Annotated in this window: 8 protein-coding genes; 3 read left to right on the forward strand and 5 right to left on the reverse strand. The window is 34.9% G+C overall.

Annotated features, from left to right (window positions below):
* Positions 1-10 precede the first annotated feature (10 nt).
* The 3 genes from DKK79_RS09140 to DKK79_RS09150 are packed head-to-tail and all read right to left on the reverse strand — an operon-like array spanning position 11 to position 3,495.
* Positions 11-1,411, reverse strand: coding sequence for a sodium:solute symporter family protein (locus tag DKK79_RS09140; protein WP_110423798.1), 1,401 nt, complete (start codon positions 1,409-1,411; stop codon positions 11-13).
* Between the two features lie 42 nt (positions 1,412-1,453).
* On the reverse strand, positions 1,454-2,332 hold the full coding sequence (locus DKK79_RS09145; protein WP_110423799.1) for a dihydrodipicolinate synthase family protein: 879 nt from the start codon (positions 2,330-2,332) through the stop codon (positions 1,454-1,456).
* A 26-nt stretch (positions 2,333-2,358) separates the two neighbouring features.
* Positions 2,359-3,495 carry an iron-containing alcohol dehydrogenase gene (locus tag DKK79_RS09150; RefSeq protein ID WP_110423800.1) on the reverse strand — a complete coding sequence of 379 codons (1,137 nt, stop codon included), beginning with the start codon at positions 3,493-3,495 and terminating at the stop codon, positions 2,359-2,361.
* Positions 3,496-3,722: 227 nt separating this feature from the next.
* Between DKK79_RS09150 and dtnK the strand changes: the two genes are divergently transcribed.
* From dtnK to DKK79_RS09165, 3 genes are read left to right on the forward strand one after another with little or no spacing between them, the layout of a single operon-like run.
* Positions 3,723-4,985, forward strand: coding sequence for a D-threonate kinase (gene dtnK / locus DKK79_RS09155; RefSeq protein ID WP_110423801.1), 1,263 nt, complete (start codon positions 3,723-3,725; stop codon positions 4,983-4,985).
* An 11-nt stretch (positions 4,986-4,996) separates the two neighbouring features.
* The gene (gene pdxA / locus DKK79_RS09160) at positions 4,997-5,980 is read left to right on the forward strand and encodes a 4-hydroxythreonine-4-phosphate dehydrogenase PdxA (protein ID WP_110423802.1); all 984 of its coding nucleotides are present in this window, start codon (positions 4,997-4,999) and stop codon (positions 5,978-5,980) included.
* Between the two features lie 22 nt (positions 5,981-6,002).
* On the forward strand, positions 6,003-6,764 hold the full coding sequence (locus DKK79_RS09165; RefSeq protein WP_181415286.1) for a DeoR/GlpR family DNA-binding transcription regulator: 762 nt from the start codon (positions 6,003-6,005) through the stop codon (positions 6,762-6,764).
* Between the two features lie 292 nt (positions 6,765-7,056).
* Here the strand turns inward: DKK79_RS09165 and pbpC are convergent, their stop codons facing one another.
* Complete coding sequence (gene pbpC, locus DKK79_RS09170; RefSeq protein WP_110423803.1) at positions 7,057-9,354, reverse strand: penicillin-binding protein 1C; 2,298 nt, start codon at positions 9,352-9,354, stop codon at positions 7,057-7,059.
* A 101-nt stretch (positions 9,355-9,455) separates the two neighbouring features.
* Positions 9,456-14,588 (reverse strand): alpha-2-macroglobulin family protein, encoded by a 5,133-nt coding sequence (locus tag DKK79_RS09175; protein ID WP_181415287.1) that lies wholly within the window; start codon positions 14,586-14,588, stop codon positions 9,456-9,458.
* Positions 14,589-14,644 lie beyond the last annotated feature (56 nt).

Raw genomic sequence — 14,644 nt, forward strand, 5'->3', positions numbered from 1 at the left:
TATCTCCCTATTAAGCATCAGTTTTTTGGTTGGATTTTACAAAAGGACTGATTAAGATTTTATCTAATAACATGATGATTGCTGGCGAAAGTAATGCTACATACATATTATTAATACCTAACGGATCTCCACAATAAAACCAGGTTGAAGTGATAACCGCTGCACCAATTAAAGCCATATTAGCTGCTCTAGTACTATTTAAAAATGGTAGATAAAACGCGATCATTGCAACGATAGTAATTGATAAACGAATAGCCCGAGTGAAGAACGATAGTTTTAAAACCTCAGGAAACGCTAGTACTAGTAGTAGCGGAGCAAATCCAACAATAACTGAAATAATTTTGGTTGCTTTAAATTCTTTATCTTGTGTTGGTTTAAAGTATGGAACATAAAAATCTTTCACAATTAATGATGCAATTGCTAAAGCAACTGTACTTACACTAATAAATATAGAAGCAACTAATGATGTGGTAATAATACCAGCCATGAAAGGGTTCATATCTTGAATGAAAACCGGTAATGCATATAAACTTTTGATTTCAGGATGCAAAAATTTTGCACATACACCAATAACCGCAATAGCAATCGCAATAGGAAGACAGAAAAAGAATGCATACCAACATGCGCGCTTAGCCGATTTAGCATCTTTAGTTGAAGAGATCGCTTGAATAACAAACTGAGTACAAAATATTGAACCAATTGTTCCAATTAACCAAGCAAAAATAGTACTTGCGCCAATTTTTCCATCCCATGTCCAATAATGTGGTGGCATTTGTTCAATCATTGGTCCGAAACCGCCAGTAAGATATAAAGCCGTACCCAATATAAATAACACACCAAAATATTTAACACCACTATGTATTATAGTGACATAAGCAACACCTTTTAGGCCACCAAATGCAAAATAGAAAGTACTTACTACAGCGGTAATGAAAGCTGCAACTGGTAATGAAATTTGTAAAACTGTTGAAATTGCAGCTGCGCCACTAATATAGTTACCGACATTAACAAGAATTAATGCATAAATCATAATGATCGATATTAAATTTTTGGTCGAATTGCCATATTTTTGGGCAATAGCAGCTGAAATGGTAATTTCACCAGTATTGTAGATTTTTTTTACTAACAATAATCCAAACAGTGGGAAACCAATAGCCGCGCCAATAACTGACCATGATGCGGCTATCCCATTATCAAATGCGGATTGTGCGGTGCCAATTGTTGATTTTGCGCCAATGTACTCAGTCATTAATAATATTCCAACTACTATTGCTGGTACAGTTCTTGAGCCTTCCATGAAATCGCTATTATTTTTACTTCTTAAAAAATAAGTCATCCATGATGTAGCTAATATATAAAGGACGACAATACTAACTATTATTATTGTGTCCATTGTTCCAAAGTAATGCATATATCACCTTTATTTCTCTTATAATTACATGTTAAATAGTTGTTATAATTGTTTGACAATAGCTTTAATGGTTGTTATGTCTTCATCAGTAAACGTTATTGGATAACGACTTACCCCAACCTCTTCCCCCATCAGAGTCAATGCTTTTTTAACAGCCGCAGGAGAGAACACTGTTGCGTATAAATTTTTCCTTAAATCACCCACAGCGTCTTGTGCTGCTTTAGATTTTTCAAAATCACCCGCTTTAAAATTTTTCCAGATTGCATTGATATATCCCGGTGCTACATTAGCCAGCCCTGAAATTGATCCAACTGCCCCACCTACAAAGCCTTGATATATCAATGAGTCAGGCCCCGTTAATACATCAAAACCATCTAGGTTTTTTGCTACGTCAAGAAAAGCCTGCAAACTTTCAGCACTTCCTGCGCTATCTTTTATTCCTGCGATATTAGGATGCTCAGCAAGTTTTGCGGCGGTTTCAGGTAAAATAGTGTTACCTGTTCTGGCTGGAATGTTGTAAAGATATACGGGAACAGTGAGAGCATCGGCAATGGTAGAATAATGGTAGATTAGCTCTTCTTGTTTCAATGGGATGAAATATGGTGCAATTACTGATACCGCATCGACACCTAATTTTGCTATTTCTTTGCCAAGTTTTATTGTTTCTCGTGTTGAGATTTCACCAATGTGAGCCATTACCGGTGAGCGTCCTGCAACCTCATCGACACAAACTTCTGTAACTTGTATCTTTTCTTGCTGAGTTAATACAAAAAATTCACCATTAGTACCATTGCAAAAAACACTATTGCCATTAGTTAATTGCCGTTGAACTTGTTTGCGCATTCGTTTAGGGCAAAAATCACCATTATCATCAAAAGTTGTGACAATGGCCGTTAAAATTCCCTCTACTTTTTTGCTCATAATTTTTACTCCAGAAGTAGGATTGTTTATAAAAGTGATTGATAAATAGTTAGAACATCATCTTTAGTCACTTGTTTAGGTACGTTATTCATTAAACGTTTAACTTCTAATGCAGAATCAACAAGATAAGGTAAATGTTCTGGTGAGATATTCAGTTCCTGTAACTTAGAAGGTAGCGCTAAACGTTTCACTAACTCCTTAAAATAATTAACTAATGCGTGTGATTTTTCTTCGTCTGTTAAATTTAAATTGGCATCAGGCAATAAGTCATAAGCTTGAGCAAATTTTTCAACAACCGCATCACGAACAAATTCCATACATGGAACAAGTAAAATGGCATTCGCTACACCATGCGGTATGTGATATTTACCTCCAAGTGGATATGACATTGCATGAACTAAATGTGTTCCAGCATGAGCAATTGCAGCGCCACCATAGTATGAAGCCCAAAGCATATTCAATTTTGCTTCAATATCCGTTTGGTCATTAACTGACTTTTCTAACGAATTAAATAATTTATCCATACCAATCAAAGCGTAATTATCGCCCACAGGATTAGCGATATTGGCAGTAAAGCACTCGATTAAATGGCATAGAGCGTCGATTCCGGTGGACGCAGCGATATGCTTCGGCATAGAAATAGTTAATTCAGGAATCAAACAGACATAATCAGGCAGCATAATCGGTGAAATAATGCCTTGTTTGGTGGACTTTTCTGGAATTGCTAAAATAGCATTTGGCGTAGCTTCAGAACCGGTTCCCGCTGTAGTTGGAATAAGAATCGATGTACATCTATTAGAAGGTTTTTCACCCTCTAATAACTTTTCAAGAGTAAGTTGATTGTCCTTGGCACACAATACTGAAATTAATTTAGCAACATCAAGAACACTACCACCGCCAACTCCAACAACTACATCAACGTTAGTTACTTTCATTCGCTCTAATAAATTCGTAACATCATGATGACTAGGCTCTGGAGGGATATCATCAATAAGTGTTAAATGGGGAACGGTATCTTCGATAGTCTTTATTAGTTTGCTAACAATCGGCAAATTAATAATATTCTTATCTGTAAGAAAAACTACATGACTTCTTTGTGTTAATAAAAAATTAAGATCATTTAGTACACCTTGTCCACTTAAAACAGTACTGTTAATGTGCATAATTTGCTCCAATAATTTGCAATAAAATGAGTATTAAAAATCATATTGACTTAATTCAATCATTTAATGTTATTTTATGTTAAGCAAATGATCAATTTATAGATTACAAAACTATGATCTAGATCACATTATGATTAAAATGATTTAATTTAATCATTTTAAATTGTTTTTTTCTTAAAATAATCTGTATAATCGCAAAAATAGTTTTTTTTGAGCAAAAATAATCAATGATAAAATTAATAATTGCTGATGACTTTACTGGTTCTAACGATGCTGGTGTGCAGCTTGTAAACAAAGGATTCACTGTAGATGTGGTTTTTGATTGGAAGTCTAATCAATTATTAAATACTAGTGATGGTGATAATAAAGTTGTTGTTATTAATACGGAAAGTAGAGCAATTTCGCGATACGAGGCACAGGAAAGAATAAAACAAGTCATCTTGAATAATGTACATTTATCACCTATTTATAAAAAAATAGATTCCACGATGAGAGGGAATATCGGTAGTGAAATAGAAACGCTATTAGCTACTACTCAAGTTAAATTTGCCTTAGTTATACCTGCTTTTCCCAACATGAACCGCATAACTAAAAATGGGAAATGTTATGTTGATGGTAAAGAGTTAATTCATACTGAATTTGCAACTGACCCTAAAACACCTATTTGTTCATCGAATATTAAAACAATTATAGAACAGCAAACTGATTATCCATGTGAAGAGATCAATCTAAATGAAGTAAGAACTCATCAAGTAGAAGAACGTATTGAAGACTTTTTAACACGAGGAACAAAAATCATCATCATCGATGCTGAAACAAATCATGATTTAAAAACCATAATTGAACAAATTCAGGCATTTCAAGATGACGTTTTATTAGTTGGCTCAGCTGGATTGGTTGATTTTCTTTCACCATCAATGATAGATAATATAGCAAAAACTGAACATACCAGTTCGCAACCAATGCTAGTTATTGCAGGTTCAATGAGCGAAGTTACCCAACAACAGATAAATTATACCATCCAACATGATAATAAATGGGATGTCATTGATTTAAAAATCTCAGATCTATTACCCAAACTATCAGCAAATACATTGGAAAAATATAAGAATAAAATTCAAGAAGTACTTGATGATAATCGACATTGTGTTGTTAGAACCAGTACAAATAAACAAGAACGAGAAAAAATCGATTTATATTGTCAACAATATCAATTATCAAGAACCGAACTAGGCGAAAAAATTTGTAATGAATTAGCAAAATTAGTTAAGCAATTGAAGTTCGATAATTTATTTTTAACAGGTGGTGATGTGGCAATTTCAGTTGCTAAATCGTTAGGTGCAATAGGTTTTAGAATTGAAGGACAAGTTTGCGATGGTGTCCCTTACGGTAAATTATTAAGCACCCAAAATTTAAATTATCGAGTATTTACCAAGGCTGGTGGGTTTGGAAAAAAGGATATTTTTTTAAAATCATTAAGATTTATTTAAGGAGATAAATTGTGTCAAAAATCGTAGCGATAACTATGGGGGATCCAGCTGGAATTGGACCAGAAATTATTGTCAAAGCATTACAATCAGATATTTTAAAAAACATAAAATCTGTTGTAATTGGCTCGGCTGATTTATTAAAAAAACAGTTAACAATGGGACTATTTAATAATGTTAGTTTCAACATAATTAACAACGTGAATGATGCTAATTTTTCAGAAAATGTCATCAATATTATAGATGTAAAATTAGCAGATATTGATGCATTGCAACCTGGCAAAATTCAACCTCAGGCGGGCGATCTGGCTTATCGTTGTGTAAAAAAAGCTACCGAATTAGCACTTGCAGGGGAAGTGACTGCAATTGCAACAGCACCTCTAAACAAAGAAGCATTACATTCGGCTGGACATATGTATCCTGGGCACACTGAACTATTAGCCAAATTGACTAATAGTAAAGATGTTGCTATGGTGCTTTATACTGACTCTCTTAAAGTTATTCACGTCACGACACATGTCTCACTGCGCAATTTTTTAGATACTTTAAGCAGTGCTAGAATTGAAAAAGTAATTAAAATAGCTAATGATTTTCTTAAAAAAGTTGGAATTTCTGCCCCTAAAATTGCAGTAGCAGGTGTTAATCCACATGCTGGAGAACATGGATTATTTGGTGATGAAGAAATCAAATTTGTTACCCCTGCTATCGAAAAAATGCAGAGTTGTGGTATTGATGCTATTGGTCCGTGTGCACCTGATACTGTTTTTTTACAAGCTCATCAAGGTAAATTTGATATTGTTGTTGCGATGTACCATGACCAAGGTCATATTCCACTTAAACTATTAGGTTTTTATGATGGTGTGAATATTGCGGCTGGTCTGCCATTTATAAGAACATCTGCTGACCATGGAACTGCATTCGATATTGCTTGGCAAGGTATTGCAAAACCCGATAGTATGATAGAATCAATCCGATTAGCGGAACTGTTATCTAAGTAAAAATAGAAAGGGGGAACTTTCAGTGGGAAAATATAATCGACTTGATCAAATCATGGACTATTTAAAGCTTCATAATTTAGTAACAGTCGAAGAGTTAGTTATCGCTACTGAAGCCTCTCCTGCTACAATTCGTCGAGATTTAATCAAATTAGATCAACATGGTGTCATTAGTCGAACCCATGGTGGCGTGACACTAAACCGCTTTATTCCTAGTCAGCCAACGACTTCTGAAAAAATTCATAAAAACTTTAATGAAAAACAATTGATTGCCGATGTAGCAGCAAAGTTAATTAATCCGGGTGACTCAATTGCTCTTGATGCAGGAACGACTACTTTAGAAATAGCCAAAAGAATTACTCAGATGCCAGTTAGGGTTATTACTTCTGACTTACATATTGCGCTATTTTTGTCCGAATTCAAACAAATTGAAGTCACCATTATTGGTGGAAAAATTGATGACAGTAGCCAATCCTGTATCGGTGAACATGGTCGATCCCTGTTATTGCAAATTAATCCAGATATTTCATTTATTAGTTGTAACTCTTGGAGTTTAAGTAAGGGGGTAACCGCACCAACTGAAGATAAAGCGTTAATCAAAGCCGGTTTTGCAGAGAAGGCTGATAAAGTCGTTCTGGTTGCTGATAGTAGTAAATATAACTCTTACTCTTTATTTACCTCTATTCCACTAAACCGCTTTACCGACATTATTACCGATAATCATTTAGACACAGAAACATTACAAGTTCTTCAAAACCAGATATTTAAATTACACATTGCCAATTAATCTATGCCACAAATAAGCTAAAAAAATCCATTTATCGGTAATATCAAGGTTATTAACCAGCTGTTTCAGTATATTATGCTTCAACCTCAATATGGTTAGTTTTATCAAACTCCTCTGCTTAAGTCACTGAAACGTAAGTAGCACTTTTAACATTGATGATAATTGTTCCAACCTCATAAAAAGATCTAATTAATCTATAAATCACCTAATTTTCAATCAATAAATATTAGCAAAATATACAGATTTTCAGGAAATTACACAGCAAGGAATCATGTTTGATGCAATATCTTAATTAATCAGACATAAACGTTAATCGAAAAATTTGCCCGCTTTCATCTACTAATAATAAACGATGAACGCCTTTTTTGGTAATAGTTACAGCAATTTTTTCATTATCTTGGGAATTAGCAACTAAATCACCATCTAAAAACCACCATTTTTCACCATAGCCACCTTCCGGTGTTAAACCAACTGTGACTTGTTTAGCTCCCGGTAATGCTCTAACCAGTTGTCTATCGCGTAATCCAACAATATTAAGTGGGGCAAAAACATCTTGCCTCATTACCGGACAACTTTTATCAATTGGTGGTAAGATGGTATGTCTTTTCTCTTTGGTTAATAACCAATTTTCTAATGAAACCGGCCACAGCGCGAGTTGTTTTTTTTGTGCACCAGGGCAATCTGCTGCAACACGCTTACCTTGTTCATTAACCCAAATGGTTATGGAACCAGAACGATAGATATTATTTTTTAGTTCGCTATAGGTACTTAATGTTGCTGGTACCATATTATTCAGTACCCATGCTGTTTTCTGTCGATGACAATTTATATCGGATTCGTCTAGTGGTTGTCCTAACGGCCAACAAATTTTCATAGAAGATACTGATTCTGGTTTTTCATAATTAAGAAATGGGCGATTTAGACGATTTTCACGGTTTAATAACATTGAATTAATATGTTGTAAAATTGGTATTGCAGACATTGAACCATATTGTCCTACAACGGGAGTACCATCCGGTCGCCCGACCCAAACACCAATTAAATATCTTGGATTTATACCCACCGCCCAAGCATCGCGATATCCATAACTGGTTCCTGTTTTATAAGCTAATAAATTACTATTAGCTAGCATTTGTTTCGTTATCCAAGCACTTCCATCGGAAATAAGTGGTTTATTAATCAATGGTTCTTTTAGCGTAAAGCGCAATGGACTCACTTCACCATGCCTTGCAAATGCACTATAAGCGCTAACAAGATTATCCATTCTTAATGAAGCTCCACCTAGGATGTAGGAGATATTGGGTTCATTTGCTATTGAGGATAAAGGTAAACCAACAGCAGCTAGTTTACCGGTAAATCGTTTTGGTCCATATAACTCAATTAATTGCACCGCAGGTAAATTTAATGATTTACTTAATGCATCAGATGCACTAACCGGACCATAAAATCCTTCATCGAAATTAGTTGGTCGATAATCGGTAGTAATGCGTGGGACATCTTGTAATAACGATTCAGAATGAATCATACCTTCATCAATACTAAAGGCATAAATAAAAGGTTTTAATGTCGAGCCAGGGGAACGCAATGCACTAATCATATCGATTTGACCAAAACGTTCGTTATCATTAAAATCAGCCGAACCAACATAACCTTTTACTGTCATATCTGAGTGATCCACAACCAAAATAGCTAATGAGGTTTTTGGTGGTAACTGTTTTGCACGATTAATGGCTAAATCTTCTAAATTATATTGAATTCCAACATCAATCGTTGAATGGATAATATCTTCATTAGGGTATTTGCGTTTTAAACGGTAAGCTAGTAACGGAGCTAATTGTGGTGCCTTGCGTGGATACACCCAAACTTCATCCCGGCGAACTGTTTCTATCAAGTCATTTGACCATACTTCATATTCTGCCAATCTATCTAATACTTTGTCACGAGCTTGTTTAGCTCTTTCAGGAAATCGATCTGGTCTTAACCGGCTTGGTGCTTGAGGCAACACAGCTAATAATACAGCCTCACTTCTGGTTAAATCTTTGGGTTGTTTACCAAAATAAGACCAACTTGCCGCCCCAATACCTTCGATAGTACCACCATAAGGAGCATGATTTATATATAAAGTTAAGATCTCTTTTTTACTATAATGTAATTCAAGTTGAAAGGTTCGAAAAATCTGTTTTAACTTACCGGCCAATGTTCGATCGTGTGGATATAATAGTCTCGCCACTTGCATAGAGATAGTACTGCCACCGGAAACAATTCTATCATTAGTTATATTTTGCCAAGCGGCACGAAATAAAGAAAGCGGATTAATACCGAGATGATCGTAAAAATGGCGATCTTCATAATTCAATAAAACTTCAAGATAATAGTCAGGAACTTCCTCAAGACTGACTGAATAACGCCATACTCCATTTTCATCAGCAAATCGCCATAATGGCGTTTCATCTTCGGCGACAACCGTTTGGGTAGTTTTATTTTGTGAAACAGATAATGGAAAAAAATAGTCAGCAATAAAAAAGCTGCCAACCATTAAAACTAATAATATCAATAAAAATTTAAGTAGTTTATAAAAAAATTTTTTCATTATCGTTATTCAATTACTCAGCTAAATATATTTACAAATAAAAATTCCGCCAAATTGATTGGCGGAATAATCAGACAAGCTTGATTTTTATCGATAGTTGCTTAATTTTCTTCCTTTTTAGGATTTGAAATTGTCATCAAATCAGGGGCATTTCCTATAGCAAAACGTTCTGGACGGTACATTGATTCAACATAAGGATAAGGAATCATATAATTACCAGTAGTTACCGCTCTAACTAAATAAACGATACGGGTATGATATTTATTACGTCCTATATAATTTTGAAGGTTTACCGCTGCAACATATCTATCGTCTCTATATTCCTGATATTTAATATCGCTAATATCTTGACCTTTCATTAAATGAGTAATACCAGGAATTGATGATAGATTCACACTACTGTTAGAAAGGTTTTGATTTTCAAGTTCTAAACCTGCAGGTAAAAAATCAACAATCAACGCATCATGAACAGCCTGTTGAGCTGTCACATCTAGAGCCACGACCATCATTGAACCAACTTCTAAATTTTCTGGTGAGATACTATTACCCTGCAAATCATAATAGGTTCGACTAATATTGAAGAAACCATCAGTAGAGGTTGGTGCTAGTGGTGTTTTAGAATAGCCATTAACAGTAAACTTAATATAAAGCGGATCTTTTGATTCTGAATTTTTCAACGATAACCCCTGTGCTAATCCGGTATAATCATAAGCACGTGATAACACTGAATCAACTTCATTAACTGTCCCATTTATTGACACGTTAAATTTATTATTAGCCTTGTGTTGTTCTATTGACCAACCAGCAATAAACAAGGAATTTAACTCTTGCGTTGAGAGATAGTTTTTATCATTTAATAAATTTGATAATCTAACTAAATAGTTTGCTTGATTATTCTGAGCCATATTATTCTCTATCAATAAAGATAGAATTAATGCTTCATCACGTATAACACTACCATAGTTACCAAGCCAGTTATCTTTGTACTTATATGAAGTGTTAAATACCATTGGCAATAATTTTTCATAAGTAGTTTGATAACCAATCATTTTTGCGGTAACCGCTAATTGGGCTATAGGTAATGGTGAATAGAGAGATGATTTATTCTGAGTAATCTTATCTGTCAAATAATATATCTCATTACGCATTGCCGAAGTTATTTTATTTTGTTTAGTCAACACCATTAAAGCATATGCTTTGGTTGACAATTTATTAAACTCAAGAACATTTGAATCACCATAGTAATTGAGATTATTAAATGCAGAGTTATCATAGATATACTGACCTAAACGCGTCATTGCTGAATCAAGCGCTTTATCACTAACTTGGTAACCGCGTTCTTTAGCTTGCAATAAAAAGTCTGTTGCATAAACTGTCAGCCAATGCTCTTCTTCACTTTCGCTATTCCATAAACCAAAGCTACCATTGCTACGTTGCATGGATAAGATACGTGAAATGCCTTTTTGAACTTTTTTACGACGCTCATCATCCGAATCAGTTTTAATGCCTAACTTTGCAAGTTGTTCACTATTAGCATATAACGATGGGAACAAACCACTCGTCGTTTGTTCGAGGCAACCATAAGGATATGCATATAACTGTTTGATATACTGAGCTATATTTAACGGTGGTTGATTAGAGACAACCAATTGCCCTTCAATAGTGTTTTCAATTAACCCAACTAATGCTTGGTTTGGCAATTGCCAACTTTCATTTGCATTCAATGCTACTACATAAGATTTTGTTGTTCCAGCATATGCAGGTCTTATGCCAATTGACCATGAACGTTGTAGGTTAACGTCTGTATTATCTTCAAGTAAAATTCCTTTGACATCTACGGTTACTTTACCAGTACCATAGCCGTAATCAGCTACCACTGGAATTTGAACGATATCTTTTTGTTTACTATCAAGTTTGACAGAGAGCGTTTTTATCTCATTTTGATTTAGTAAACCGCTAGTTGATACTGCAATTTGCATATTTTGCGTACTATCAGTCAAATTTTGCAGTTCTAACGCTAATACTGCGTTATCACCACCAGACAAGAATCGTGGAGTTAGTAATTCTGCTACAACTGGAGCTGCAACTTTCATTTTTTTCTCAGCTTTACCAAAACGATTATCATCCCATGCTTGTGCCATTATACGTAATTCACCATTGAAATCAGGTAATGGTAAATTAATTATTCCTTCACCTTGATCGTTTAATTGAATAGTTTTTAGTTGTTGTGCCACAATCTTAACTTCATTTGACGGTTTTTTGCCGCCAGTACCCATCGCATCTCCACCGAAGCTCATGTTAACATTACGACCTGTCGCTTCAATTAATTTGCCATAAACATCATAGATATCGACATCATAACGTTTACGACCTAAGAATTCGGCATAAGGATCTGGCGTAACATAATCGGTGATATTTAAGACACCTGAATCAACAGCAGAAATCAATACGGTAACTTTTTTATTTTGTTGGATAGATTGCTTATCCATTTTAATTTTAATTGGTACCACACTTTCGGGTTCTATTTGTACAGGTGCATCAATTGACACGTTTAATTGACGGTTAGTCGTATCAATAGGTAAATGAAGTAAACCAATTGCTCGTTTCACAGTTTGAACTGAAGCATCAGTCGACGGGCGAACAATTATGGCGCTAATGTAGATATCATGTCGTCCCCAATTTTCAACCGGAACTTCGACATCTAAACCTTCTTCGCCAACCGTAATTGCTTTTTTCCAAATAGTACCATCATTGGTTTCAAGTGAAATATAACCAGACCCAGCAACAGGTGCTTGAACATTAATTTTAGCCACATCACCAGGATTATAAGATGGTTTATCAATACTCAACTTAACTTGATCTGGGCGTACGGATTTGGTGCCACGAGTATTATCTTCCCAATCATAACCAGACCAGAAGCGAAAACTACTCACTACATTGCTATCAGTATCAACAACTTCCACTCGGTAAGAACCATAATCGATTGGTTGATAGGCTATTTTTGTGGTACTACCCTCTACAATAGATAGCTGTTCTTCAGAAATCAAAAATTCCTTCGTGGTGTAATTTTCACGCCAGCCATCTTCGTCAGACCATACCCAATAATAATTATTACGCTCACGAATTATTCTAGCTTTTAGTGAATTAGTTGCTAGTTTTTCACCCTTAGTATCGACATAAGCAATTTCGAACTCAGCATTACTATTTATGTCTACAGTAGGACGTAGATGATAGTTATCACTATTCCAATCATAGTATGGTGAATCACCAAATAATGCACGGATTGCCGGCATTTTAGCTGCCGGCCAAATAGTTTGTGTTGCGTAACGGGTAACTGGTCTCCCACCTGAATCTAACAAACTAGCTTGTAAAACTACTTTCATAGGTGAGCGTGTTCCTGACCAATAACCTTTATCAACATTAATGTGAGTTAAACCATCGTTGTCCAACTTCAAAGTTAAAGAATCAAGTTCACGGTATGGATTATTATCAGTAACTGAACCAATTTTAAACTCATCTAATCCTGAAATAGTATCCACATTCTTTAGATAAATGTTGGCATCTAAGCGATCGCCTGATGCAGGCGCGCCATACAAATACCAACCTTTGATATCGAAGGAAATATCTTCATCATTTTGAAGTGGGACATCTGATAAACTTTTAATCTCCATCGCCATACGTTCTGGCAAAAATTCTTCAACTTTGAATTGCCAATAACGATAGTTATCATCGCCTAAATTAAAACGAATTGACCACATACCGGTCGGTGCATCACTTGGAATAACAAACTCTTGTTGATATAGACCATTGGTATCAGGGCTACTTTTTAATTGGTAAGATTTAACAACTCGACCACCATTAGAAATCACATCAGCTAGAATCGGTTGATCAGGTAATGGTTGACCATCAGCATCACGTAAGAGAGCATTAAAATAGACTGTTTCTTTTGGACGATAGAGATCACGTGGCCCGAAAACAAATAATTGTTTTTGATAGAAAGGTTTACCTGATAAATTGAAATCCGTTAAATTAAGCGCATTTCGATCAATTGTGACAAAAGACGTTTGTTGGCCATCAGTAGCGGTTAATATGTTATATGTAAAGCCTTTAGGTTTGTCAAATTCTGCGTAACCATCTTGATCAGTGGTTGCTGTAACATTGCTACATTTTTTATTACTCTCATAGGTCTGACACAGCAGTGATAAATTGATATTATTTAGTGGGTTACCATTATCTAATGCATGTGCCATTACCACCAATTTACCATTTTTATAGCCATGTAACGAAACCCCAATATTACTAATTGAAAATAGTGTCGCTGGATTGGTTTCGTTATAAGCACCAACTTCGTTCATTACCGCGATATAAACACCTTCTTGGTTAAGTTCAGAAATGTTAGCTAAGTTAACTATAATGGTTTCTTGAGCATTCGGTTTAGGATTAAGATCAAATTTTGATGAGTAAACTAAATCGGCATATTTTCTCATCTCTTGTGAACGCCAAGTTGATAACATATTAATAAAACCATAATTATCAATTAAACTAGATAATTGTTCCGGTTTAATTTTGAAAAAATTAATATCAACTTTATTAACATTTAACGTGGTAATAGGTAATCCACTCATGGACTTACTAGGCAATAAAAATCCTGAGCTTGCAAAACCAACTGTTGGTTGGCGATCTTGTGTGGTTATTTCGGTTTGATAAACGGATGGTAAATGGCTATCGTTGATGGCTGATACCATTTTGTCAATAGTTAACATCAATTTACGATTGGGTTGAAGATAACGTAGTCTTAATTCAGTTCCATTTTCTGACAATTCCCATGCACCATCAACCACACCACTTTCTTTATCAACCAATTTCAATAAATTTGAAAAATTTAATTTAGGATTGATTGGTACTGAAAAAGTCACGACTAAAGTACTTGAACCATCCAGAATAACTTCTGAACTATCAATTACCTTTAGTTCTTTACCTTTATATTTTTCAATTAATTCAGGAGTAGGATTAAAAGCATTATTAACTGGCAAAGTAGTGACCATATTTTGCGTAGTAGCATCTTCGGTTTTAGTCGTAGTTACCTCGTTTTCAGACGTAGTTACTTCGCTTTTAGTTGTAGTTACTTCACTTTTATTGATATTTCCCGAATCGGTAGTTTTCTTTTTTTGATCATCACAAGCGCATAACGTCAAAAACAAACTTAACATACATAAAGGTTTTATGAATTTCATTCTTTCACCCAATCCTTACTATTTCTAATTCTAATGAATCTATTTGTTATTATTTT

The organism is Gilliamella apicola, assembly GCF_003202915.1.
Classification (GTDB): Bacteria; Pseudomonadota; Gammaproteobacteria; order Enterobacterales; family Orbaceae; genus Gilliamella; species Gilliamella apicola_Q.

Excerpts from the sequence above, each read along its gene's own strand:
- DKK79_RS09140 (WP_110423798.1), bottom strand. The coding sequence starts at position 1,411 with ATGCATTACTTTGGAACAATGGACACAATAATAATAGTTAGTATTGTC.
- DKK79_RS09145 (WP_110423799.1), bottom strand. The coding sequence starts at position 2,332 with ATGAGCAAAAAAGTAGAGGGAATTTTAACGGCCATTGTCACAACTTTT.
- DKK79_RS09150 (WP_110423800.1), bottom strand. The coding sequence starts at position 3,495 with ATGCACATTAACAGTACTGTTTTAAGTGGACAAGGTGTACTAAATGAT.
- dtnK (WP_110423801.1), top strand. The coding sequence starts at position 3,723 with ATGATAAAATTAATAATTGCTGATGACTTTACTGGTTCTAACGATGCT.
- pbpC (WP_110423803.1), bottom strand. The coding sequence starts at position 9,354 with ATGAAAAAATTTTTTTATAAACTACTTAAATTTTTATTGATATTATTA.
- DKK79_RS09175 (WP_181415287.1), bottom strand. The coding sequence starts at position 14,588 with ATGAAATTCATAAAACCTTTATGTATGTTAAGTTTGTTTTTGACGTTA.